This is a genomic window from Streptomyces sp. NPDC051563, assembly GCF_044454225.1.
Lineage (GTDB): Bacteria > Actinomycetota > Actinomycetes > Streptomycetales > Streptomycetaceae > Streptomyces.
Genome location: NZ_JBITDL010000004.1, coordinates 152541 through 176567 on the forward strand (window position 1 = coordinate 152541; position 24027 = coordinate 176567).

Annotated in this window: 20 protein-coding genes; 8 read left to right on the top strand and 12 right to left on the bottom strand. The window is 74.1% G+C overall.

Going from position 1 to position 24027, the window contains the following annotated elements; genetic code table 11:
- Positions 1 to 18: 18 nt before the first annotated feature.
- The 4 genes from ACIA8F_RS06665 to uvrB form a co-directional block, all read right to left on the bottom strand.
- Positions 19 to 1005 (bottom strand): TerC family protein, encoded by a 987-nt coding sequence (locus tag ACIA8F_RS06665; RefSeq protein ID WP_399377137.1) that lies wholly within the window; start codon positions 1003 to 1005, stop codon positions 19 to 21.
- 267 nt (positions 1006 to 1272) lie between these two features.
- On the bottom strand, positions 1273 to 3237 hold the full coding sequence (locus ACIA8F_RS06670) for a TerD family protein (RefSeq protein WP_399377138.1): 1965 nt from the start codon (positions 3235 to 3237) through the stop codon (positions 1273 to 1275).
- A 143-nt stretch (positions 3238 to 3380) separates the two neighbouring features.
- Entirely contained in the window at positions 3381 to 3959 is a 579-nt protein-coding gene (locus tag ACIA8F_RS06675) for a TerD family protein (RefSeq protein ID WP_274552476.1), read from the bottom strand.
- A gap of 86 nt (positions 3960 to 4045) precedes the next feature.
- Complete coding sequence (uvrB, locus tag ACIA8F_RS06680) at positions 4046 to 6196, bottom strand: excinuclease ABC subunit UvrB (RefSeq protein WP_399377139.1); 2151 nt, start codon at positions 6194 to 6196, stop codon at positions 4046 to 4048.
- A 243-nt stretch (positions 6197 to 6439) separates the two neighbouring features.
- On the opposite strand from uvrB, the gene ACIA8F_RS06685 reads away from it, so the two are divergent.
- The 3 genes from ACIA8F_RS06685 to ACIA8F_RS06695 all read left to right on the top strand — a co-directional run bounded on the left by ACIA8F_RS06685 (position 6440) and on the right by ACIA8F_RS06695 (position 9394).
- On the top strand, positions 6440 to 7324 hold the full coding sequence (locus ACIA8F_RS06685) for a glycerophosphodiester phosphodiesterase (RefSeq protein ID WP_399377140.1): 885 nt from the start codon (positions 6440 to 6442) through the stop codon (positions 7322 to 7324).
- Between the two features lie 74 nt (positions 7325 to 7398).
- Entirely contained in the window at positions 7399 to 7959 is a 561-nt protein-coding gene (locus tag ACIA8F_RS06690) for a methylated-DNA--[protein]-cysteine S-methyltransferase (RefSeq protein ID WP_399377141.1), read from the top strand.
- 142 nt (positions 7960 to 8101) lie between these two features.
- Positions 8102 to 9394, top strand: a complete 1293-nt coding sequence (locus ACIA8F_RS06695) for an MFS transporter (RefSeq protein ID WP_399377142.1) — start codon at positions 8102 to 8104, stop codon at positions 9392 to 9394.
- On the opposite strand, the gene ACIA8F_RS06700 is transcribed toward ACIA8F_RS06695, so the two are convergent.
- Positions 9384 to 9767: a cupin domain-containing protein gene (locus ACIA8F_RS06700; protein WP_399377143.1), complete on the bottom strand. Its 384-nt coding sequence runs from the start codon at positions 9765 to 9767 to the stop codon at positions 9384 to 9386. The genes ACIA8F_RS06695 and ACIA8F_RS06700 overlap by 11 nt on opposite strands.
- A gap of 905 nt (positions 9768 to 10672) precedes the next feature.
- On the opposite strand from ACIA8F_RS06700, the gene ACIA8F_RS06705 reads away from it, so the two are divergent.
- The gene (locus tag ACIA8F_RS06705; protein WP_399377144.1) at positions 10673 to 11635 is read left to right on the top strand and encodes a pseudouridine-5'-phosphate glycosidase; all 963 of its coding nucleotides are present in this window, start codon (positions 10673 to 10675) and stop codon (positions 11633 to 11635) included.
- On the top strand, positions 11632 to 12615 hold the full coding sequence (locus ACIA8F_RS06710; protein WP_399377145.1) for a carbohydrate kinase family protein: 984 nt from the start codon (positions 11632 to 11634) through the stop codon (positions 12613 to 12615). Before ACIA8F_RS06705 ends, ACIA8F_RS06710 begins: the two co-directional genes overlap by 4 nt.
- Positions 12616 to 12624: 9 nt before the next feature.
- Here ACIA8F_RS06710 and ACIA8F_RS06715 read toward each other — a convergent pair whose 3' ends face one another.
- Together ACIA8F_RS06715 and ACIA8F_RS06720 are read right to left on the bottom strand one after the other, a co-directional pair.
- Positions 12625 to 13257 (bottom strand): hypothetical protein, encoded by a 633-nt coding sequence (locus tag ACIA8F_RS06715; RefSeq protein ID WP_399377146.1) that lies wholly within the window; start codon positions 13255 to 13257, stop codon positions 12625 to 12627.
- A gap of 199 nt (positions 13258 to 13456) precedes the next feature.
- A complete protein-coding gene (locus ACIA8F_RS06720; protein WP_399377147.1) occupies positions 13457 to 14131 on the bottom strand; it encodes a uridine kinase in 675 nt (224 codons plus the stop codon).
- Positions 14132 to 14223: 92 nt separating this feature from the next.
- Between ACIA8F_RS06720 and ACIA8F_RS06725 the strand changes: the two genes are divergently transcribed.
- The gene (locus tag ACIA8F_RS06725) at positions 14224 to 15669 is read left to right on the top strand and encodes a WGR domain-containing protein (protein WP_399377148.1); all 1446 of its coding nucleotides are present in this window, start codon (positions 14224 to 14226) and stop codon (positions 15667 to 15669) included.
- Positions 15670 to 15711: 42 nt separating this feature from the next.
- On the opposite strand, the gene ACIA8F_RS06730 is transcribed toward ACIA8F_RS06725, so the two are convergent.
- Positions 15712 to 16101, bottom strand: a complete 390-nt coding sequence (locus ACIA8F_RS06730; protein ID WP_399377149.1) for a cupin domain-containing protein — start codon at positions 16099 to 16101, stop codon at positions 15712 to 15714.
- A 141-nt stretch (positions 16102 to 16242) separates the two neighbouring features.
- Here ACIA8F_RS06730 and ACIA8F_RS06735 point away from each other — a divergent pair, with 141 nt between their 5' ends.
- A complete protein-coding gene (locus ACIA8F_RS06735) occupies positions 16243 to 16956 on the top strand; it encodes a DUF2293 domain-containing protein (RefSeq protein WP_399377150.1) in 714 nt (237 codons plus the stop codon).
- Here the strand turns inward: ACIA8F_RS06735 and ACIA8F_RS06740 are convergent.
- Entirely contained in the window at positions 16949 to 17656 is a 708-nt protein-coding gene (locus ACIA8F_RS06740; RefSeq protein ID WP_399377151.1) for a chaplin, read from the bottom strand. The two genes, ACIA8F_RS06735 and ACIA8F_RS06740, sit on opposite strands and share 8 nt — an antisense overlap.
- Before the next feature lie 163 nt (positions 17657 to 17819).
- On the opposite strand from ACIA8F_RS06740, the gene ACIA8F_RS06745 reads away from it, so the two are divergent.
- Positions 17820 to 18365: a hypothetical protein gene (locus ACIA8F_RS06745; protein WP_399377152.1), complete on the top strand. Its 546-nt coding sequence runs from the start codon at positions 17820 to 17822 to the stop codon at positions 18363 to 18365.
- Here the strand turns inward: ACIA8F_RS06745 and ACIA8F_RS06750 are convergent.
- The 3 genes from ACIA8F_RS06750 to ACIA8F_RS06760 all read right to left on the bottom strand — a co-directional run bounded on the left by ACIA8F_RS06750 (position 18346) and on the right by ACIA8F_RS06760 (position 23984).
- Complete coding sequence (locus ACIA8F_RS06750) at positions 18346 to 19554, bottom strand: SWIM zinc finger family protein (protein ID WP_399377153.1); 1209 nt, start codon at positions 19552 to 19554, stop codon at positions 18346 to 18348. The genes ACIA8F_RS06745 and ACIA8F_RS06750 overlap by 20 nt on opposite strands.
- On the bottom strand, positions 19551 to 22427 hold the full coding sequence (locus ACIA8F_RS06755; protein WP_399377154.1) for a DEAD/DEAH box helicase: 2877 nt from the start codon (positions 22425 to 22427) through the stop codon (positions 19551 to 19553). Before ACIA8F_RS06755 ends, ACIA8F_RS06750 begins: the two co-directional genes overlap by 4 nt.
- A 213-nt stretch (positions 22428 to 22640) precedes the next feature.
- Entirely contained in the window at positions 22641 to 23984 is a 1344-nt protein-coding gene (locus ACIA8F_RS06760; protein ID WP_399377155.1) for a helix-turn-helix domain-containing protein, read from the bottom strand.
- Between the last annotated feature and the right edge of the window lie 43 nt (positions 23985 to 24027).

Sequence of the window (24027 nt, forward strand, 5' to 3'; positions counted from 1 at the left end):
GACCGGGGTGGCACCGGATCAGGCGTCGATGCGCTCCGGGCCGGCCGCGGCGGCCTCGGCCTCGGCCTGCTTCTTCGAGGCGATCAGGCTGGTGATCGTGGTGATCACCAGGACACCGCAGATGACGCCCAGGGAGACCGGGATTGAGATCTGCGGGACGTGCAGGCCCGACTCGTGGAGTGCGTGCAGCACGAGCTTGATGCCGATGAAGCCGAGGATGACGGAGAGGCCGTAGCTGAGGTGGACCAGCTTCTTGAGCAGGCCGCCGATCAGGAAGTACAGCTGACGCAGGCCCATGAGGGCGAAGGCGTTGGCGGTGAAGACGATGTACGGGTCCTGGGTGAGGCCGAAGATCGCGGGGATCGAGTCCAGGGCGAACAGCACGTCGGTGGTACCGATGGCGAGCATGACGACCATGAGCGGGGTCAGCACGCGCTTGCCGTTGTTCTGGATGAAGAGCTTGGTGCCGTGGTAGCGGTCGGCGACGCCGAACTTCTTCTCGATGGACTTGAGGAGACGGTTCTCCTCGAACTCCTCTTCCTCCTCGTCCTTGCGGGCCTCCTGGATCAGCTTCCACGCGGTGTAGATGAGGAACGCGCCGAAGATGTAGAAGACCCACGAGAAGTTGGTGATGATCGCGGCGCCGGCGGCGATGAAGATGGCGCGCAGGACGAGGGCGATCAGCACGCCAATCAGCAGCACGCGCTGCTGGAGCTGTGAGGGGACCGCGAACTTCGCCATGATCAGGACGAAGACGAAGAGGTTGTCCACGCTCAGGGACTTCTCGGTGATGAAGCCGGCGAAGAACTCCTGCGAGGCCTGGCCCTGCCCGAACACCAGCAGTCCGAGGCCGAAGAGCACCGCGAGGACGATCCAGACGACCGTCCAGATGCCCGCTTCCTTCATGGAAACGTCGTGCGGTTTGCGGCCGATGAAGAAATCGGCGCCGATGAGGATGCCCAGACCGAGAACGGTCAGCACCCAGATGGTCAACGAAACGTCCACTATGAACACGCCTCCGGCAGATGGCTCAGCACTTTGTCAGCGTCATCGCTGCCGGAGGTCTCTTCCACCCGGACGGCCAGGAGGCCACGGGCCGACGCCCCGGGACCGATTGCAGTCCGTATTGACGGGCACGCCGTAGCAGGAAAGCAGGAATACTCCCCTCCGCACTCATCAGCGTACCCGCGAAGGGCGCCAAAGGTAAAGGGGATACCAAGAACTGGTCAGGGACCGGTCATCCGGGGCGGGCGGCGGACCGCCCGGCCGCCGCTACCGCGCGCCTCCCCGGGCCGCCGCGACCCGCTCCAGCGCCTGGTCAAGGACCCGGCTGCCCCGCGGGGGGAGATCCGGCTCGAAGATCCACGCGTGGTGCACCCAGGGGTCGGCGAGGTGGTTGTCCGGTACGGGCGACAGCCGCATCAGCGAACGCCACAGCGGGTCCAGCAGCGGCCCGTAGGCCGAGGCCTCGTCACGGTCCGCGACCATCAGGAGGTGCACGCCGACCGCCGGGCCCTCGTCGGCGAGGTAGCGCAGACGGGTGACGGCACGGTCGTCGAAGCCGTGCGGGAAGTCGTGCACGATCAGCAGCTGGTCGGAGGTGTCCACATCGGGCGGCAGGTCCTCGGGAGCTCCGGCCCGCACCGCCATCTGTACGAGGTCCACCCGGCGGGTCAGCCGCTCCAGGGTCTCGGTGACCCCCGCGGCCCCGGCCGCGGGCGCCCCGGCGAGCACGCCGGCGCGCACCAGCGGGGCCAGCGAGGCGGCTCCGGCGCCGGCCGCGTCGATGACGTGGACGGCGAACCGGTCGGCGGGGTGCGCGGCCAGCATCCGCGCGGCGTGCGCGACGGCCATGTCCATGGCGGCCCGGCGCAGCCGGTCGGTGTCCATCGCCATGGCCGCCTCGGAGCCGGTGCGGCCGTTGTCGATCCACAGGCCGCGCTCCAGCGGGACCCGGACCAGCATGGGGATGCGCAGATCGGGCCGCTCGGGCAGGTGCAGGTCGCCCAGGCGCAGGGCGAGGGGGGCCTCGGCGGGCACGGAGTGCGCGTGCCAGACCGGGTTGTCCCAGCGCGCGTACGCGGCGGGCAGGGCGGGCTCGACCACCTCGGACTCGGAGCCGAGCTGGACCAGGTCCCGGTCGAGGACCTCCTGCGCCCGCGCGACCAGTTCCTCGCGGCGGGCCCGGGCCGTGTCCTGCGCGGCGTTCCCGGAGCCGCCGAGCCGGTGGCGGGGGTCGGACAGCGCCTCGTCGAGCTCCCGGTCGAGCCGGGAGTCGGCGAACTCGACGGCGCCGCGGTAGGCGGCGACGGAGCGGGCCAGGTCCTCGAACATGCCCCAGACCTGGTTGTAGAGCCGCTCCTCCATCGACCAGCCGCTCGCGTCCCCGGCGACGGGGCGGGGCGCCTCCCCGGGCCGCGGCGGCGCGGCGGGGCGCGGCGCGGGCTCGGGCGGCTCGGTGCTGGTGCGGCGGCGCGGGTGGGCGTAGCTGATGGTGGGCGGACCGCCGGCGGTGTCCGGAGCCGGCTCCGGGGGCATCGGCGGGGGCGTGGGGGCGGACGCCGGAGCGGGGGTCTGGGTTGCCGCGGACGGGGGCTGGGTTGCCGGGGGCTGGGCCGCGGACGGGGCCCGGAGTCCGTGCGGCACGGTCGGGGCCGGGCCGCCGGGCATGACGGCCAGGGTGATGTCCCCGGCCGGCGCCGTGCCCAGGGCGACGGCGGCGAGTTCGGCTGCGGCCGGGGCGGGCAGCCCCGCGTCGGTGAGGAGCGCGCCGAGGCCGGCGGCGTACCCCTGGCCTACGGCGCGCACCTTCCAGGCGCCCTGGCGCCGGTACAGCTCCAGGGCCACGACGGCGGTCTCCGACTCCAGTCCGGTCAGCGTGTACCCGGCGAGCTCCGCGCCCTCCGGGTCGGCCACGGACACGTAGGAGGCGGGGACCGCACCGAAGTGCCCCGGTCCGCCGGGCGGCAGGACCAGGACGAGGCCGACCCGGTGGACGGCCGGGGCGACCGCGTCGAGGTCGACCGCTATGCGGTGCTGCCCGGAGGGCGCCCCGGGCACTTCCACCCCGGGGAGGGTGCGGGCGCCCGGGTGGGCGACCGCACCGGGGCCGGCGAGCCGGCCCGCGTCGTCGCCGAGGTGGGCCAGGGCGATCACCGGCGTGCCCGCCGAGACCCTGATCTCCACCCGGCTCCGGGACAGGGGGTGGTTCTGCCCCCGGACCAGTTCGGCCGTCATCGTGCAGCCCCTCCCCCGTACCCGTTCTTCCGCCGGGCCCTCGATCGCACCCGGTCCTGCCGTGCCGTGCCGTCGTGCCGTACTGCTGTCGTGCTGTCGTGCTGTCGTGCGGTGCTGCTGGTGCGCCGTGCTGCCGGTCCTGCCTACAGGTGCGGCAGGATCGCCGGCATCAGGTCCTGGAAGGTACGGCCGTTGGCCGGGTTCCCGAGGGCCGTCATCTGCCAGCCGCCGCCGACACGGGACACCTTCGCCATGATCTGGGCGGTGTACTGGCCGCCGCCGTCCAGCGTGTAGCGGGCCAGCTCCTGGCCGTTGGTCTCGTCGACGATGCGGCAGAAGGCGTTCTCCACCTCCTGGAACGTCTGGCCGGTGAAGGAGTTCACCGTGAAGACGATCTGGTCGATGTGCACTGGCACGCGCTGCAGGTCGACGAGGATCGACTCGTCGTCCCCGCCCTGGCCGACACCGCCGACGAGGTTGTCACCCGTGTGCTTGACCGAGCCGTCGTCGCTCTGCAGGTGCCGGAAGAAGACGACGTCCACGGGCTGCTTGTCGGCGAAGAGCACCGCCGACGCGTCGAGGTCGATCTCCCGGGTCCGCGAGCCGAACAGCCCCCGGCGCTTGGCAGCCTGCCAGCCGAGGCCCATCCGGACCGCGGTCAGCGTGCCTCCGTCCGCCTTCTGCAGACTGATGGCCTGACCCTTGGTCATGTTGACCGTCACGCGCTGTCCCCTCTCCATAGCCCTCCCCCGATGGGGGTGCGCAGCGTGTACCTGCGGCTGTGCCAACCCTACTGACCGCCTCCGGGTCAGGCGAGGCCCGCTTCCTTCATCTGTCGCAGCTCCTTCTTCAGCTCGCCGACCTCGTCCCGGATCCGGGCCGCGACCTCGAACTGGAGCTCGGCGGCGGCACCCCGCATCCGCTCGGTCATCTGCTCGATCAGCGCGGCCAGTTCGGCGGCGGGACGGTCGGTAGCCACCGCGGGACCCTTACCGCCCTTGGCCCCGGCCTTGCCGCCCGACGCGGCCTGTGCCGCCTTGCCGCCCAGCGCCGGGACGGGCGCCTTGAGGGCCTTGCCGTCCTTGGCCTGCCGGTAGCCGGTGCCGAGGAGCTCCTCGGTGTCGAGCTCCTCGCGGGCGATGGTGGCCACGATGTCGTTGATCTTCTTGCGGAGCGGCTGCGGGTCGATCCCGTGGGCCGTGTTGTAGGCGACCTGCTTCTCGCGGCGCCGGTTCGTCTCGTCGATGGCCTGCGCCATCGCCGGGGTGACGCTGTCCGCGTACATGTGGACCTGGCCGGAGACGTTGCGCGCCGCGCGGCCGATGGTCTGGATCAGCGAGGTGCCCGACCGCAGGAAGCCCTGCTTGTCGGCGTCGAGGATGGCCACCAGCGAGACCTCGGGCAGGTCGAGGCCCTCGCGGAGCAGGTTGATGCCGACCAGGACGTCGTACTCGCCGGCCCGCAGCTCGCGCAGCAGCTCGATGCGGCGCAGGGTGTCCACGTCGCTGTGCAGGTAGCGGACCTGGATGCCGAGCTCCAGGAAGTAGTCGGTGAGGTCCTCGGCCATCTTCTTGGTCAGGGTGGTGACCAGGACCCGCTCGTCCTTCTCCACCCGCTGGCGGATCTCGTGCACCAGGTCGTCGATCTGGCCCTCGGTGGGCTTGACCACGACCTCCGGGTCGATGAGTCCGGTCGGGCGGATGATCTGCTCGACGAAGCCGTCGCCGCGCGAGAGCTCGTACTTCCCCGGAGTTGCCGACAGGTAGACCGTCTGGCCGATGCGCTCCTGGAACTCCTCCCACTTCAGCGGCCGGTTGTCGAGGGCCGACGGCAGCCGGAAGCCGTGGTCGACCAGGGTCCGCTTGCGCGAGGCGTCGCCCTCGTACATCGCGCCGATCTGCGGCACGGTGACGTGCGACTCGTCGATGACGAGGAGGAAGTCCTCGGGGAAGTAGTCGATGAGGGTGTTCGGGGCGGAGCCGCGCTCGCGGTCGTCCATGTGCAGCGAGTAGTTCTCGATGCCGGAGCAGGAGCCGATCTGGCGCATCATCTCCAGGTCGTAGGTGGTGCGCATGCGCAGGCGCTGCGCCTCCAGCATCTTGCCCTGCTTCTCCAGCTCGGCCAGGCGCTCGGCGAGCTCGGCCTCGATGCCGCGGACCGCCTTCTCCATGCGCTCGGGGCCGGCGACGTAGTGGCTGGCGGGGAAGACGTAGAGCTCGCGGTCCTCGCTGATCACCTCGCCGGTCAGCGGGTGCAGGGTGGACAGGGCCTCGATCTCGTCGCCGAACATCTCGATGCGGACGGCCAGTTCCTCGTAGACCGGGAAGATCTCGATGGTGTCGCCGCGCACCCGAAAGGTGCCCCGGGTGAAGGCCACGTCGTTGCGGGTGTACTGGATGTCGACGAAGCGGCGCAGCAGCTGGTCCCGGTCCATCTCCGCGCCGACCTTGAGGGGGACCATCCGGTCGACGTACTCCTGCGGGGTGCCGAGGCCGTAGATGCAGGACACGGAGGCGACGACGATGACGTCGCGCCGGGTGAGGAGGGAATTGGTCGCGGAGTGGCGCAGCCGCTCCACCTCCTCGTTGATCGAGGAGTCCTTCTCGATGTAGGTGTCCGACTGCGGTACGTAGGCCTCGGGCTGGTAGTAGTCGTAGTACGAGACGAAGTACTCGACCGCGTTGTTCGGCAGGAGCTCGCGGAACTCGTTCGCCAGCTGGGCGGCGAGCGTCTTGTTCGGCGCCATCACCAGGGTGGGCCGCTGGAGCTTCTCGATCATCCAGGCGGTCGTCGCCGACTTGCCGGTTCCGGTCGCGCCGAGCAGCACGACATCCTTCTCACCTGCACGGATGCGCTTCTCCAGCTCGGCGATGGCCGCCGGCTGGTCGCCGCTGGGCGTGTAGGAACTGACGACCTCGAAAGGCGCCACCGTGCGTTCGATCTTCGATACGGGCCGCATGGGTCAACCGTACGACCCCCCACTGACACTCGGGGCCCGCCCGCCGCGTGCGGAGCCGTCCGGGCCTGGTCCGTTTGTCGTAGTTCGGTGGCGGCCCGGTGATCGTCAACCCCATGATCGCCGTACGCGGCTCTCCCTGAAAGTGCGTCGGAAACGCACCGCCGCCAGTGCCTCGCCGCAACGAATGCCGCTCCGCACCTGTTTGACCACAGGAGCAGGGCCCATGACCCGAGGAGAACGCGCATGTACGTCCGATCCGCCGCCGCGGCCACCGCCGCCTTCCTGGGGCTCGCCCTGACCGTGTGCGGTGCGGGCTCCGCCGCGGCCGCACCCGGTCCGGACTGGCTGTCCAACCCGATCGTGTACGCCCACCGGGGGGCTTCGGCGTACGCCCCGGAGAACACCCTGGAGGCGATCGACCTCGCCATGGAGCTGGGCTTCGACTGGGTGGAGAACGACGTCCAGCGCACCAAGGACGGGGAGCTCGTGGTCGTCCACGACGACACCCTGGCCCGGACGACCGACGTCGAGCAGGTGTTCCCCGACCGCAAGCCCTGGCGGGTGAAGGACTTCACCGCCGCGGAGATCGCCCGGCTGGACGCGGGCAGCTGGTTCGGCCGGGAGTTCGCGGGCGCCCGCGTACCGACCCTGCGGCAGTACATGAACCGGGTCCAGCGCAACCAGCAGCGCCTGCTCCTGGAGATCAAGAAGCCCGAGCTCTACCCGGGGATCGAACAGCAGACCCTGGACGTGCTGGGCGAGACGGGCTGGCTCGAAGAGAACCACGTGGCCCGCCGGCTGGTGGTCCAGAGCTTCAGCGCCGCCTCGGTCCGCACGGTGCACGAGCTGCGCCCCGACCTGTTCACAGCGTTCCTCGGCACCCCGACCCTCGCCGAGCTCCCGCGGTACGCCGAGTTCACCGACCGGATCAACCCCTGGTACGCCACCATCGACGGCGACTGGGTGGCCGCCGTGCACCGGCTGACCGGCGCGCACGGCAAGGCGCTGGAAGTGGACACCTGGATCGTGGACGACGCCGCGACCGCCCTGAAGGTCCAGGACCTGGGCGTCGACGGGATCATCACCGACAAGCCGGACGTCGTACGCGAAGCGGTCGGCGGGTACTGACGGGCGGGACCGTCCGCACCGTCGTCGCCGCCGGTTCCGTCGGCTCTGTCAGTGGGGCCCCGTACCGTGAAGGGGTGGACACTCCTGAGCCCCGCGGGCCGCACCTCGAATGGACCGTGATCGACAGCAGCATCGGGCCGCTGCTGCTCGCCGCCACCCCCGAGGGCCTGGTCAAGGTCGAGTTCCATGCCGGACCGGACCGGGCCGCGAAGATGATCGGCGCACTGGTCTCCCGGCTCGGCGCCGACGCCCGGCGCCCGCCGCCGGGCGAGGAGGTCCTGCTGGCCGAGCCGATACGCCAGCTGAACGCCTACTTCGCCGGCACCCTGCGCCGCTTCGACCTGCCCCTGGACTGGCGGCTCAGCTCCGGCTTCAACCGGCAGGTCCTGCTGGAGCTGGACCGCACCGTGCCCTACGGGGCGGTCGTGGGGTACGGGGAACTGGCCGCCCGGGCCGGAGCCCCGGGCGCGGCCCAGGCCGTCGGCAACGCCATGGGCTCGAACCCGCTGCCGCTGGTGGTGGCCTGCCACCGGGTCGTGGAGAACGACGGGGGCATCGGCGGCTTCGGCGGCGGCGTGGAGGCCAAGCGCCGCCTCCTGGCCCTGGAGGGCGTCCTCCCCGAGCCGCTGTTCTGAGGGGACCGGCCGTGCCCCCGGTGCTTCCCGTGCCCCCGCAAACCCTGTTCCGCCCGCCCGGCGGGGGGTGCGAAACTGCGGCGGTGACCACACCTTGCGCCGCGCCCCCAGCCCCTCCGCAGCCCTGTCGGAGGTGGACCGCGTGAGCACCGCGCCCGGCACCGCCCGGCCCGCCGGCCCGGTCACCGCCGCCGACCTGCCCAGGCTGCGGCGCCGGACCTCAGGGGTACTGATCGCCGGTCAGGTGCTGGGCGGGATCGGCGTGCCCATCAGCATCGCCCTGGCCCCGGTCCTGGCCACCGAGGTCAGCGGCACCGAGTCGCTCTCCGGCTTCGCCTCGACCGCCTCCGTGATCGGCACCGCCGCCGTCTCGCTGCCGCTCGCCGCGCTGATGACCGCGCGCGGCCGCCGGCCCGGACTGGTCCTCGCCTACGTGATCGGCGCGGCCGGAGCCGCCCTGGTGGTCCTCGCCGCCTCGATCAAGAACTTCCCGCTGCTGATGCTCGGCATGGCCGCCTTCGGAGCCGCCTCCTCGGCCAACCTCCAGGCCCGCTTCGCCGCCGCCGACCTCGCCGAGCCCGACCACCGGGCCCGGGCCATCTCCGTGGTCGTCTGGGCCTCCACCATCGGCGCCGTGCTCGGCCCCAACCTCTCCGCCCCGGCCAGCCACAGCTTCGAGGGCACCTCCATACCCCCGACGGCGGGGCCCTTCGTCTGGGCCGGCGCCGTCTTCCTGCTCACCGCCGCGCTGATCGGCGTACTCCTGCGCCCGGACCCGCTGCTGACGGCCCGCGCGCTCGCCCCGGCCGAGGACCAGACCCGCGCCGGACGTTCGCTGCGCGCCGGATTCGCGGCCGTCAAGGCCTCCCCGCGGGCCCGGCTCGCGCTGCTCACCATCGCGGTGTCCCACACCGCCATGGTCTCGATCATGGTGATGACCCCGGTCGACCTCGGCCACCACGGCGCCGGACTCCAGCTCATCGGGCTGGTCATCAGCGGACACATCGCCGGCATGTTCGGCTTCTCACCGGTGATGGGCTGGCTCGCGGACCGGATCGGCCGGCTGTCCGTGATCGGGCTCGCCGCCGGGCTGCTGTCCGTCGCCGCGCTGCTCGCCGGCACCGCCGACGGAAACCACGCGCAGAGCGCCGCCGGCCTCTTCCTTCTCGGGCTGGGCTGGTCCGCCGGCATGGTCTCCGGCTCCGCGCTGCTGACCGACTCGGTGCCGGCGCCCGCGCGGGCCGCCGTACAGGGACTGGGCGACCTCACCATGAACACGGCCGCCGGGGTCGGCGGCGCCGCCGCCGGGCTGGTCATGTCCCAGGCGGGCTACGGCTGGCTCAACGCGGCCGCCGCCGCCCTGCTGCTGCCGATGGCGGCGCTCGCGCTGTTCACCTCGCGGCGCCGCCCGGTGAAGGCGCCGGTCAGTAGCTGATGTGGTAGGCCTTGCGGAGCGTCTCGTGGACGGTCCAGGTGGTCTTGTCACCCTCCCGCAGGACACAGGCGGAGCCCGGACCGACCTCCAGCGTCCCGCCGCCCTCCACCTCGATGGTGGCCCGGCCGCTGACCACCACGAACAGCTCGTTCGCCTCGGTGTCGGTGACCACGCCCGGGGTGATCTGCCAGATCCCGCGCACCTGCGAGCCGTCCGGCGCCTCCCACAGCACCTTGCCCGTCACGACGGGGTTGCCGGAGACGATCTGCGCGGGATCGAGCTCGTCCGCTTCGAGCTCGGAGTCGGAGAGCTCCGGTACGGAGACGGCGAAGGAACCGGGGGCGGGGACATCAAGGTGATCGTTTGCGCTCATGCTCCGGGAGCCTAATCGGCACGCCCGCCGCGCCGCGCCGACCAGACCGTCCAGCGCACGCCCGCCCGGCCCGTCACCCTGTCGCCCCTCCGGAGCGCCGCTCCCCTCCTGGATGCCCCCCGCGCACCGCTGCGCAGCCCCCACGCTGCCACACCGTCCGGCGCTGCCGCCGTCCCGACGCGGGGCCCGCCGGCTCGAGGCCCCCCGCTCCCGACCCGGCGGCCGGTCTGGGCCCTGCGGGGCGAAGTTCCCCTACCCGCCCTTCCACCGTTCCCCGGGCTCCGCCCGGACCCCGCTCCTCAAACGCCGGACAGGCTGGGAGGAGGTCCCGGGCTGCGCCCGGACCCCTGGGGCTCCGCCCCAGACCCCGCGCCTCAAACGCCGGCGGGGGGGGGGGTTGGGGGGGGGGGGGCCCGCGGCCCCGGGGGGGGGGGGGGGGTGGGGGGGGGGGGGCCCCCCGCGGACGCCGGGCGGGGGGGGGTTGGCCGCGGACCGGCAAACCAGCCCCGCCCCGCGCACATCCAGCCGAACGCCGGCCACAATCAGCCCCTCCGGCGTTTGAGGAGCGGGGGTCCGGGGGCTGGCCCCCGGAAACGGCGCCGCACCCGAAAACGGGTCCGGGGCGGAGCCCCGGGGAACGGGCGAAGGGCGGGTAGGGGAACTCCGCGCCGCGCAGCGGCACCCCTGCGGCCACCCCGGGCCCCGCCACTTCACGGTCACCGCAGGTGACGGCGCCGGGGCCCGGTCCGGTGCATACGACCCCGCGGCCGAGGGCGGCCCGCCCGGGAGGCGGGTCCCGGATCCCGGAAGGCGGAAGCCGGGAGGCGGGTGCGTCGCACGGCGGGTTCGGGGCGGTGTGGGGGTCGCGCGTTTGGGGGACCGGATCGTGTGCCAGGGATGGGGACATGTCACAGCACACAGCATCCGGATCCCTCGCATCGCCCTCGGCCGGAGCCCCGGTCCCGGTCCTGTCGGAGGAGGTGCGCGAGGCGCTCGACCGCCGACGGCCCGTCGTGGCGCTGGAGTCCACGATCCTCGCCCACGGCCTGCCCCGGCCCCGCAATCTGGCGGTGGGTCTGGAGCTGGAGGAGCTGGTCCGTGCGGAGGGGGCCGTTCCGGCGACCGTCGCGGTCGTCGACGGGGTGGCGTACGCGGGGCTGGACAAGGCCCGGCTGGAGCGGATCGCGGGCGGCGAGGGCGTGCGCAAGCTCGGCCACCGGGATCTGGCTCCCGCCCTGGCCACCGGGGCGACGGGGGCGACGACCGTTTCGGCCACGGCCTTCCTGGCCGCGCGGGCGGGGCTGCGGGTGTTCGCCACCGGCGGGCTGGGCGGCGTACACCGGGAGTGGACCCGGTCGCAGGACGAGTCGGCGGACCTCGCGCTGCTGGCGCGGACCCGGATCACCGTGGTCTGCGCCGGGGTGAAGTCCATCCTGGACGTGCCGGCGACGCTCCAGCGCCTGGAGACGCTGGGGGTGACGGTCCTCGGGTACGGGACGGATCGTTTCCCCGGGTTCTACCTGGCCGATTCCGGCGAGCCGGTGGACTGGACGGTCCACCGCCCCGAGGAGGTGGCGGCCGTGATGGCCGCTCAGGACCTGCTCGCTGGTGCGGAGTCGGCGCTGCTCGTGGCCAACCCCGTGGCGCGGGAGCACCAGCTCGACCCGGAGCTGCACGACCGGGTGCTGGCGGAGGCGCTGTCGGGGTGCCGGGAGCGGGGCATCACGGGGCAGGCGGTGACGCCGTTCCTGCTGGGGTTCCTGGTGCGTGCGACGGGCGGCGCCTCCCTGGAGGCCAATCTCGCGGCGGTACGGGGCAACGTGCGCCTCGGTGCCCGGATCGCGCGGGCCTGGGCGGCGCGGCCGTGACCGCGGCGCCGGCCGCTCCCGCCGGGCCGGGGGCGCTGCTGGTTGTCGGTGACGTGGTGACGGACGTCGTGGCGCTGCACGCGGAGCCGCTGGCTCCGGGTACCGACACCCCGGCCCGGATCCGCACCCTGCCGGGCGGCGCCGGGGCCAACGCGGCCTGCTGGGCGGCCCGCGCGGGCTCCCCGGAGGTACGTCTCCTCGCGCGGGTCGGCGCCGACTCGGCCGGGTGGCACGAGCGGGCGCTGCTCGACGCGGGGGTCCGGCCGAGGCTGGTGGTCGATCCCGCCGAGCCGACCGGCACGGTGGTCGCGCTGGTCGGAGCCGACGCGGAGCGGACCTTCCTGACCGACAGCGGGGCCTCGCTGCGGCTCTCCCCCGCCGACTGGGAGCCCGGGCTCCTGGACGGGGTCGCCCATCTGCACCTGTCGGGCTACCTGTTCTTCACCGATCCGAGCCGCGAGCTGGCCCTGGTCGCGCTACGGGCCGCCCGTGCCCGGAGCGTGCCGGTGAGCGTGGATCCGGCGTCGGCGGGGTTCCTGGCCGTGCTGGGGCCGCGGCGGTTCCTGGCCGCCGCGGCGGGGGCCGCCGTACTGCTGCCCAACGAGGACGAGGCGCTGCTGCTCGCGGGGTCGCAGGGGGCGGACGGAGCGGACGGGACGGATGGGGCAGACGGGGCGGACGGACCGGTGGGACCGGCCCGGGCGGCCTCGGTCGCACGGGCGGCGGCGGAGCTGAGCCGGCGGTTTCCGCTGGTGGTGGTCACCCGGGGCGGGGCCGGGGCGCTCATCGCCGAGGACGGCCGGGTGACGGCCGAGGTCGCGGCGCAGAGCGCCGAGGCGGTGGATTCCACGGGCGCCGGCGACGCCTTCACCGGCGCCTTCCTCGCGGCCCGGCTGGCGGGAGCGGGCTCGGCGCGGGCCGCGGGGGCCGGCTGCCGGGCGGCCGCGGTGGCGGTGACCCGGCTGGGCGGACGGCCGTAGGCGGCGGGCTCAGGAGGTGTACTGCTGGTCGAGGGAGTCGATGACGCCTGCGGCGTCCAGGTGGTAGCGGAAGACGCGGCCCTGGTTCGGGTGGGCGATCAGCCAGTCGATGAGCTGCTGGAGCGTGATCGACTGGCTCACGGTGCTCGCCACGACGGGGGTGACGGCCGTGATCTTGGCGTCGTCGGCGATGTTGAGGAAGGTTTCCTTGCCGGTGGTCTCGAAGGGGGCCGCGTCCGCGCCCGGGGCGGCACAGCCCCAGTTGCCGTGCTTGATGATCAGGCTGTGGACCCCGCCCTCGGGGGTGTAGCGGTAGACGGCGACCTCGTCGGGCGAGATCGGCATCTTGTGGTCGCAGGTGGAGCCGGGGGCCGGGGGCTTCTTGGTGCCCGCCGGGGTGGCGCTCGGGGTGGGGGTGGGGGCGGGCTTCTTCGACGGGGCCGCGGAGGGCGGGGCCGACGGGGAGGCGCTGCCGGTGGCCGTCACACCGGCGGAGGGGGACGCGGGGGTGCCGGCCGCGCCCGTCCCCTCGTCGCCGTTGCACGCCGTGAGGACCAGGGTCCCGCACAGGGCCAGCGCGGCGAGCGCCGCCTGGGTGCGCAACCGTCTCGCGTCCCGAACCACCGTGCCGTGTCCGCGCATTGCCTTCTCCCTCTGCCAAGGCGCCACCGGGGTGGCCGCCGTCGAAGCGTGCCGTCAACGTAGCGCCGGGTTCCGGCCGGAGCGATGGCCGGAACCGATCGTCACCGTGCCGGAATCACCCTGTTGCGTTTCCCGTACCTCCGTGACGCGGAGGGGGTGCGCAGAGGTGTACGCAGAGGTGTGCGCGACGGCCCCGGCGTCAGCCGGCCGGGCCCGCGCGCAGGCCCGTCCAGGCCGGGTGGCGCGGGTCGTCGGCCCGGACCAGGGCGTCGGCCCGGTCCGCCGGGCCGGTCTCGGCCTCGTAGCGCGCGAAGGCGGGGAGGGTCCAGCGGGCGGAGTCCTCGGTGCGGCGGGCGAGGGCGCCCGCGGAGAGCCCGATGTGGACGCTGAGGTCGAAGGGGAACCAGTGGCCCAGCAGCAGCGGGCCGTGCACGATCAGCACGCCGCCGGGCGGGAGTTCGGCGTAGGGGCTGCGGGTCGCCCGGTCGGTGACCGGGTCCCAGAGGTCGGGCAGCACCCGGCCGGTGCCGCCGGGGTCGGTCGGTCCGAAGACCTCCCGCCAGAGCGCCGCCGTGTCGTACCAGCCGTCGAGGTAGGAGTCCACGTCCTCGCGGCCGAACTCGAAGCGGAGGGAGGCCGGGCGCAGGAAGCCCTCGGCCGCCACCACCAGGACCGAACGCCCGCGCAGGCGCAGCGCGTCGGCGAGCTCCCCGGCGAGCACGCCGGTGCGGGCGGCGGGCGCCCCGTCGATGCCCACCCGCCGCCATCGGCCCTCCGGGCCGCTCCCGGCGTCGCCGCCGGCCTTCTCTTCGTCGTCGAGGTGACCGGCGAGCCGCTCGGCCATCCGCTGCCATGTGATCGCTTCCAGCTGCACCAGCCCATTGTCAGTGGTGGCCCCTAACGTTTTTCGGGAGGGATCACCGGCGCACAGGGAGCCGGCGGCCCGGCCTTGGGGAGGGGTCTGTCATGGCTCGGGAGACGACGTATCTGGAGCTGTCCCAGGAGGACGGCGGTGCCCACAAGTTCTACGAGGTCACCGTCGACGGGACCTCCGTCTCGGTGCGGTACGGCCGCATCGGCGCGGACGGCCAGCTGCAGAGCTCCTCCTTCCCGACCATCGAGAAGGCCCGGGCGGCCGCCGCCAAGAAGGTCGGGGAGAAGGTCCGCAAGGGGTACGCCCCGGCGGTGCGGGGAGGCCGCGCGGCCCGGTCGGTGACGCGCCGCCAGGTGACCTCGGCCCCGTCCACGGCGCGCGCCGTGGCCCCGGTGCTGTGGCGGTTCCGTACGGGGTCCTCCGCCTTCGGGATCCACGTGGACGAGGACCGCTGCTGGGTCGGCAACCAGGCCGGAGACGTCTACACGGTCAGCCACGGCGGTGAGGTGCTGGCCCGGTACTCGCTGCCGGACGGGGTGAAGTGCCTGGTGGCGGACGAGTTCTGGATCTATGCGGGCTGTGACGACGGCACGGTGTACGACCTGTCCTCGAAGGTGCCGTTCGGGGCGTACGACATCGCGGCCGATGTGGACATCTTCTGGCTGGACATCCGCGAGGGCGTGCTGAACGTGTCCGACCGCAACGGCGGGCTGACGGTGATCGACCACGAGGACGAGTTCCAGTGGTCGCGGCGCTCGGCCGGTCCGAACGCGTGGATGGTGCGCGCGGACGAGCGGGCGGTGTACCACGGCCACGGCAAGGGGGTCACGGCCTACGCCCCGGACGGCGGCAGGGAGTTGTGGCACACCCAGACCGACGGCTCGGTGCTGTTCGGCTGGCAGGAGGACCACGCGGTGTATGCGGGGACCGGCCGCAACACGGTGCAGCGGCTGTCGAAGGCGACGGGCGCCCTGGAGGCCACGTACCGGTGCGACGCGGCGGTCTACTCGTGCGCGACCTCGCCGGACGGCCGGCACGTCTTCGCCGGCGACCTCGCGTCCTCCGTGTACTGCTTCGACGCCGACGGGCGGCGGCTGTGGAAGCTGGGGACCGGCAGCGGGGCCGCCCTGTCCATGCAGTATCTGGACGAGCGGCTCTATCTGGTGACCACGGACGGTTCGCTGGTGTGCGTGGACGCGAGCGAGGCCGCGATCGCGGCGGCCCGGGAGGGATCGGTTCCGACGGCGGTGGACGTGAAGTCGGCGGCCGCCCTGCCCGTCTTCACCCCGGCCGCCACCCCCGCCGCGGTGGCGACGGTGTCCGTGGCCTCGGTGCCCGCGGGCGGCGTGGTCGTGGAGTGCGTGCAGCAGGGCCAGCGGATGCGCGTCCAGGTGGTGTCGGGCGGGTTCGAGCCGTCCTGGAACGTGCAGTTCCCGCGCGGGATACGGGAGCCCGGCGCCCGGTACGTGGTGGACGGCCTGCACGCGGCGGCCGGTGGCTTCTACCGCGTGCGCGGGGAGATCCGCCGACTCGTCTGAGCGGTGCCCCGGTTCACGGGAGCGGGGTGCCTGCGCCGGCCCTCACTGCGTCCGCATGGGGCAGGCGCACGGCGCGGCCCCCCGCGGGGCCTCGGCGGGCAGCGCGAAGGGGTCGCCCTCGGCGAGGGTCGCGGTCACGCAGAGCACGACCCGCTCGGAGCCGAGGTTGCGGCCGAGGTGGACGTGGCGCCGCCCGGCGGGCTCGACGAAGCTCGTACCGGTGTGGTGCACCTCGACCGTGCCGTCGCCCAGGATCCGGGTCAGCGTGCCGGACTTGACCACCGCCATCAGCGGGACCCGGTGGTAGTGCCAGCCGGTGCAGCCACCGGGCTCTATGGCGACCTCCCGCACCACGAGATCGGAGGCCACCTCCGCTTTCGGACGGCGGCCCGCGATCCTCGGGCGCCTGGCCGTCGCCTGCCGTCCAGCCATGTTTCCCCTCCTCGATGGACCTGCTGCGGCCCGCTCGACTCACGGTAGGAGGACACCATGAGGTCAGGGAAGACTCTGTGAAACGACAACTATCCATTCCTACAAGGTGATATAGGGCCGGAACGACGGTATTACTTCGGCATGAGTCTGGTCGTTTTCGAGTCGACGAAGCAGATCCACTGCGCGGACTGCAGGCAGGGACCGCTGCGCCGCCTCGTCCGCGAGGCGGGCGTGCCCCGCTGCCTGGACTGCGCCGAGCTCGGACACCTCGTCTACCTGCCGCGCGGCGACACCGCCCTCACCCGCCGGGCCCACGAGGCCAGTTCGCTGTCGGCCGTCGTCGTCCGCTTCCACCGGCGCCGCCGCCGCTACGAGCGCATGGGCATCCTCGTCGAGGACGCCGCCCTGGCCCGGGCCGAGCGCGCCTGCCTCGCGGACGCCGAGGCGCGGGCCCGCCGCCGGGAGCGCGACCGGCTGCGCCGGGCGGCCGAGGACATCCGGTTCACGGCCGCCTTCGCCGCGGAGATCCTGAGCCTGTTCCCCGGGTGCCCCGCCGACCGGGCCCGGGCCATCGCCGCGCATGCCTCGGTGCGCGGCAGCGGCCGGGTGGGCCGCAGCGCGGCCGGCCGGGCCCTGGACCCGCCGGCCGTGTACGCGGCGGTGCGGGCCGCCGTGCGGCACCTCGACACCGAGTACGACTCCCTGCTGATGGGGGGCGTGCCCCGGTTCGCGGCCCGGGCCCGGCTGGCGCCCCGGATCGACGCGATCCTGGACGGCTGGCGGGCGGCCTCCGACGAGGACGACGCACCCGCCGACGCGTCCGGAGCGTCCGGCGCTTCCGCGCGGGCTAGTTGAGCCGGAACCGGCGGTAGAGCAGCACCCCGCCGAGCAGCATCGCGCCGCCACCGGAGAGCAGGTAACCGGTTCCCTCGGCTCCGGTGTGCGCGAGCGCCGAGGGGTGGTTGCGCGCCGGGGCCGGCGGGGTGACCGGCCGCACGGCGACGGGCGGCACAACGGGCGGCTGGACCGGCGGCTGGACGGGCTTGCCGACGACGGGCGCCGGCCCGTTGACGGAGGTGTTGCCCGCGGAGGCATTGCCGATGCCCACGACGCTCACCGAGTTGCCGCTGACGTTGAGCGGCAACTCGACGGGGAGCTGTAGTCCGTTGCCGGACAGCAGCCCCGGAGAATCCTTTCCGCGCCCGTCCGCGACCGCACCCCGGCCGGGTCCGCCGTGCCCGCTCTGGCCGCCGTTCCCCGCACCGTTTCCGGCGCCGGGTTTCGACGGATGCGAGGAGGGCGATCCGGGATGGCCCGGCTGGCCCGGATTCCCCCTGCCCTGCGGGGCATTGGCACACCGGTTCCCGGTGGCCGAGTTGAGGACGCCGACCACGCTCACGGTGTTCCCGCACACGTTCACCGGTGCGTTCACCGGAAGTTGCAGCAGGTTCCCCGACAGCACCCCCGGCGAGCCCACGGCCTGCCCGCCCGCCTCCGCGTCGGCGTAGGCGAAGCCGCCCGCACCCGCGACCGCGAGTCCACCCCCCGCAACCACCGCCGCGATCAAGCCATTCCGACGACTGTGACGCATCAGATTTCCTGCCTTCCGGAAGGGTCCACGGGCTGTGCACCCGTACCGGAAACAACGCTGTAACCCCATTTGGGTTATAGCGCCGGTAGGCATTTCACCCCATCGTGTACTGGGTAATCCCTACTTCATGACTCGCCCGCTGCTCCTCCTCGACGTGGACGGCCCCCTCAACCCCTTCCGGTCCCCCTTCGCCGGACTCCGCGGATACGCCAGCCACCGGATGCGTCCGAGCATCTGGCTGTCCCACCGCGAACCGGAGTCCCGCAGCGCCAGGCGCGGCCTGCGGGTGCGCCTGCACCCGGCCCACGGCGCCCGCCTGCTGGCCCTGCCCTACGAACTCGCCTGGGCCACCGCCTGGACGCACGAGGCCAACACCCTGATCTCCCCGCGCATCGGACTACCCGCTGATCTTCCTGTCATCGACTGGCCGGAACCCTTCACTCGCGACCCCGACGGCCTCTTCTGGAAGACCCGCCCCCTCCTGGAATGGGCGGCCGGCCGGCCCTTCGCCTGGGTCGACGACCTGATCACGCCCCGGGACCGCGACTGGGTGGCCGCCCATCACCCGGCCCCGGCCCTGCTCCTGCGGATCCATCCCCGCCACGGCCTGCGCGCGCAGGACTTCGCCACCCTCGAACGCTGGGCGGCCGGGCTCAGCCCAGCAGGGCCGTGACCGGGTCCGGGGAAGGGCTGCGGCCCGTGGGCCACCAGTCGTCGTCCCCCAGGCGGTTCTCGTAGGAGTACCAGAGGGCGTCCCGGCCGAGCCGGAGCTGCTGGTAGGAGCCCGTGAGCCGGTTGCGGTCGGGGCGGAAGGAGCCCTGGGCGGCGGCGAGGAGCGCCGGGCGGGCCCGGTCGAAGGGGCCGGCGGGCGGGTCCCAGGGCTCTTCGAGGGCGAGCAGCCCGGGCAGACCGCCCTGCCGCCAGGCGGCCGCCCCCCGGGCCAGGTCGGTGGTGCTGCGCCCCGTGGCGCGGGCCAGCTCGCGGTACAGGGCGCGGGCCGCGCCAGTGAGCCCGGCCGTGGGATGGGCCGAGGCCAGCCGGACGGCGTCCTGCCAGCGGCTGAGCCCGGCCATCGGATCCTCGCCGGTGCGCAGCAGCGCCAGGGCGCGGGCGGCCGCGTCCCCGGCGAGCTGGTCCAGGGCGAGCGGGTCCGGGGCCGCCGGGTCGGCCGGATACGCCGGCGGCAGCCCGGCGGCGGTGGGCGCCGCCAGCGGGGCGGGCAGCGGCGGCAGCACGGTGCGGACGAGGGCGGCCCGGGCCGGAACACCGGGGAAGTCCGGTGTCGCGTCGGGCTGTTCGCGCGCGGCGTGGGCGGCGTTGCGGCGGGTGAGCTCCTCCAGCAGCTCCCGCTCACCGCGGCCGCGCAGCAAGAGCAGGACGAACGGGTCGGCGTCCAGGAGTCGGGCCGCGCGGTAGCAGAGGGCCGCGGCGTGCTTGCAGGGCGGATGCGCGACGTCCGGGCAGGAGCAGCGCGGCACGAGCTCTCCCGCACCGGGCAGGACCGACTCCGAGAGGGACTCCGGGACCTCGCGCTCCAGCAGCGCGGCGAGCGCCGTCGGATCGGCCACCACCGCTTCCAGCAGCTCGCTCCACTCGGAGTCCGAGAGGGCGGGCAGGGACAGCTCGGTGCGGTACGGCCGCGGCCGGCTGCCCCGTACGTAGGCCACGATCCGGCCCGGGGTGACGGTGACGGCGTCGACGTGGCCCTCGGCGGCGTACGTCCGGCCCCGGGCCAGGCGGGCTCCGTCGCGGGCCGCCGTCTCCAGGGCGGACACCCAGGCCCGGCCCCACCAGCTGACGGCCTCCACCCCCGGCGGCACGGTCTCGAAGGTGCGGCGGCGGTCGTCGCGCGCGGTGATCATGCGGGCCTGCGCAGGGAGACGAGGTCGGCCAGCTCGCGGTCGGTGAGCTCGGTCAGCGCCGTCTCGCCGGAGCCGAGTACGGCGTCGGCCAGCGCCCGCTTGGCCTCCAGCATGTCGGCGATGCGGTCTTCGACGGTGCCTTCGGCGATGATGCGGTGGACCTGGACTGGCTGGGTCTGGCCGATGCGGTAGGCGCGGTCGGTGGCCTGTTCCTCGACGGCCGGGTTCCACCAGCGGTCGTAGTGGATGACGTGCCCGGCGCGGGTCAGGTTCAGGCCGGTGCCCGCCGCCTTGAGGGACAGCAGGAACACCGGGACCTCGCCCGCCTGGAAACGGTCCACGAGCTCCTCGCGGCGGGGCACGGGCGTGCCCCCGTGCAGCAGTTGGTGGGAGATCCCGCGCGCCGTGAGGTGGCGCTCGATGATGCGGGCCATCGTCACGTACTGCGTGAACACCAGCACCGAACCGCCCTCGGCCAGGATCGTGTCGAGCAGCTCGTCGAGCAGGGCCAGCTTCCCGGAACGGTGCGCGATCCGGGGCTCGTCCTCCTTCAGGTACTGGGCGGGGTGGTTGCAGATCTGCTTGAGCGAGGCGAGCAGCTTCATGATCATGCCGCGCCGCTCGATGCCCTCGCTCGCTCCGATCACGGCCATCGCCTCGTCGACCGCGGCCTGGTAGAGGGAGGCCTGCTCGCGGGTGAGGGACACGGGGTGGTCGGTCTCCGTCTTCGGCGGCAGTTCGGGTGCGATCCCGGGATCGGACTTCTTGCGCCGCAGCAGGAACGGCCGGACCAGCGCGGCCAGTCGGGCGACCGCGGCCTCGTTCCCCCCGTCCTCCTCAGTCTGGTGCTCCACGGGCCGGGCGTGCCGGGCCCGGAACGCGGTGAGCGGGCCGAGCAGTCCGGGCGTGGTCCAGTCGAGCAGCGCCCACAGCTCGGAGAGGTTGTTCTCCACCGGGGTGCCGGTCAGCGCCACCCGCGCGGGCGCCGGGATGGTGCGCAGCGCCTTCGCGGTCGCCGAGTGCGGATTCTTGACGTGCTGGGCCTCATCCGCGACGACCATGCCCCAGGGCTGTTCGGCCAGCCGGGCCGCTCCCGCGCGCATCGTTCCGTAGGTGGTGAGGACGAATCCCCCGCCGCCCGGGCCGGCCAGGCCGTCGAGGCTGCGGCCCGCGCCGTGGAAACGGCGCACCGGCACACCCGGGGCGAACCGCTCGATCTCCCGCTGCCAGTTGCCCAGCAGCGAGGCCGGGCAGACCACCAGGGTCGGCTCGGGGCGGTCGCGGTGCAGGTGGAGCGCGATGAGGGTGACGGTCTTGCCCAGGCCCATGTCGTCGGCGAGGCAGCCCCCGAGTCCGAGCGAGGTCATGAGGTCCAGCCAGGCCAGGCCGCGGGCCTGGTAGTCGCGCAGGGTGGCCTTGAGGCCGGCCGGCTGGGGCAGCGGGGCCAGCTCCCCGGTCAGCCGGTCCCGCAGGGCGGCCAGCGCCCCCACGGGGACCGCGGCCACCGGTTCCCCCTCGACCTCGATCTCGGCCGTCCCCGTCAACACGGCCGCCAGCGCCTCCACCGGGTCCAGCAGGCCCAGTTCCCGCTTGCGCGCCTTGCGCACCAGCTCGGGATCGACCCGCACCCACTGGTCGCGCAGCCGCACCACGGGCCGGTGGGCCTGCGCGAGGGCGTCCATCTCCCCCGGGGTGAGCCGGTCGCCGCCGAGGGCCAGCTCCCAGGAGAAGGCGAAGAGGTGCTCGGCGTCGAAGAACGCGGTGCCGTCGGTGGCGGAACCGGGCGCGGTGGATCGTACGACCGCGGTCGCGCTGAGCGTACGAGCCAGCTCGCGCGGCCAGTGGACCAGGACTCCGGCCTCCGCAAGCCGGGTCGCGGCACGGCCCAGCAGGTCTTCCAGCTCGGGGTCCGAGAGGGCCAGGACATCGGGGACCGGCTGGTCCAGCAGCCGCAGCAGCGGCGGCCAGACCCGGGCCGCCCGGCGCAGCGCGAGGACGGCGTCGATCCGGGCGCGGGGGCCGAAGCCGGCCGCGGCGGCGCCCGCCCAGAGCATCGCGGCGTCCGTGACCAGGGTCGGGTCGGCGAGGCTGTGGACCTGGACGACGGCGGCCCCGGCGCGGCGCACGTCCTCCTCCGGGTCCGTGCCGCTCTCGGCCTCGTCGAAGAGACGGAAGGAGGACAGGTCGAGGCGGAGCGAGATCCCGACTCCGGTGTCCGCGCCCGAGGCGACCTGCGCGGCCCAGTCCCGTATCCCCGGGACCTGCTGCGGCTCCCGGGCCGCGAACGGCCGGCCCGCGGCGAAGGGCGCCGCGGGGGTCCGGGGCAGGCTGTCGGCGACGGCGTCGAGGAAGGCCCTGACCAGCGCCTCCGGTTCGGGCAGGTGGAGCGGGCGGCGTCCGGCGAGCGGGGTCGCGTACCCCTCGTGCGGCAGGGCGGCGGCGACCGCGCGCAGGTGCGCGACGTCGGCGGCGTCCAGCGGCCCGGCCCGCCAGGCGTCGACCCCTTCGGGGGTCAGCCCGGGCAGCAGCCGGCCCCGCGCAACCAGGGACAGCGCCTGGACGGCGGCGGTCCCCCAGGCGCGGGTCGCGGGATGCGTGCTGTGCCCGCGGACGGCGCCCACGAGCACGGGCAGGGCGGCGGCGACCGTCAGCGTGACGGCGGGCACCGTGCGGGTACGGACGCCCTCGCCATGGGGACGGACCACATCGAGCGTGCCCGGTACGCCTTCGGCGGGCAGGGCGTCCCCGTCGGGAGCCCAGAACGCGATGCGGCTCTGGCGGGGCACGGCGGCGGGCAGGAACACGGCGGCATGGCGCGCCAGTACGGAAACCGGCACGGTCGCCTGCGCCGCGGCGTACCGCGTGGTCGGCATGGCGTCCATCCTGTCCCCCCCTCGCGCTCCCCGCGGCGTTCCCGGTCGACGCGGTCTGCGTCGGCACCCTCGCGGTCAGACGGATCCCGTCTGCCGCCGAGTCTAGGCGCGGCCACTGACAATGCCGCTGAGCTGCGCCTTTCCCGGAGCCGCACAGCCCGGGAAAGGCGGATCAGCGGATGCAGCGGGTCGGTTGGAGGCGGGAAAGGCGAGTCAGCGGATCCAGCGGGACTGTTCGTGGGCGTAGCCGTAGACCGGACGGTTCGGCGCGACGGCGGAGAGCCGCCAGGGACGGCCGGACTCGTCCAGGCGGAGGGTGCCGGAGCCGGTGGGACCGCTCCAGCGGAGGTCCAGGTACCAGTCGCAATCGCATCCGGTGCTGCTCGCCACCACCCGCAGGACGGCCGGTTCGGCGGCCGAGACCCGCATCGGGAAGGCGGGGGCCTCGATCTTCTCCCCCTGGTCGTTGCCGGCCGCCGGCCGGGCCAGCGGGCGCGGAGCGTCCAGGTTGACCGTGAACCCGGCCGGGGTGAGCCCTCCGCCGCAGCCCTGCGACATCTGGTACACGTTCCACGCCGGCGGGGTCCGCCGCGCGGGCACCCGCACCTCCAGGGCCTCCAGGACCACCGGGTCCTTCCCCGTGCCCAGCAGCGTGACCTCCACGATCTGCATCCCCGCGTGCACGGCCTTGCGCCCGGCCGCCCACGCGGGCGCGTCCGCAGCCACCGGGGGCGGGGGCACCGCCTCGGGCGCCGGAGCGGCGAGGTACGCGTGGTCGCAGTTCGCCGCCCACACGTGGGACCGTACGGACGCCCTCAGGGGCGGGGCCGCCGGAGCGGGGCCGCCCGTTGCCGCGGGCCCGGTCGGCACTCCCGTCGCGGTGCCGGTCGCCGACGGGGCCGGCGCGGGAGCGGCCGGTGTTCCCGGCCCGGTCTCCGGCGCCGTCGGCCCGGCCGCCGGGCCCGTCCCCGTGGCCCCGCCCGTGCCCGTGGGAGCGCCCGCGTCCGCCGCCGCCGTCGGTCCGGCCTGGGGTGCCCGGTCGTCCCGGCCCGTCTGCGGAAGCCACCGGACGCCCACCGCGAGGGCCACGACCGCGGCCGCCGCCACCCCGGCGAGCAGCAGGCGGCGCCCGGTCCGGGGAGACACGCGCGCACCGGGCGCATCCGCAACGGCCCGAACGGCCGGAACGGCCGAAACCACCGGCCCCACCGGACCTGCCGGACCCACCGGATCCGCAGCCGCCGCCCCCCGGTCCCCCGTATCCACCGGCGGCGCCTCCACCACCGCCCGTCGCCGCGCGTCCGCGAGCAGCCAGGCCCGGTGCAGCTCCACCGCCTCCGCCGGCTTCGCCCCGCAGGCCCGGGCGAAGCGGTCGACCACCGCGAACTCCGCGGGCAGCGCCTCGCCGCTGCAGTACCGGTGCAAGGTCGACGTGCTCGTGTGGAGGACCCGCGCGAGAGCCCCGTAGCTCAGGCCGCCGCGCTCCTTCAGTTCCCTCATCAACCGGGCGAACGCCTGCGCCTCGGCCGATCTCCCCGTCCCGGAAGTCCGTTCCATGTCCACGATGTTCCCGCAGCTGAGGGCCCGTACGGCCGTTCCA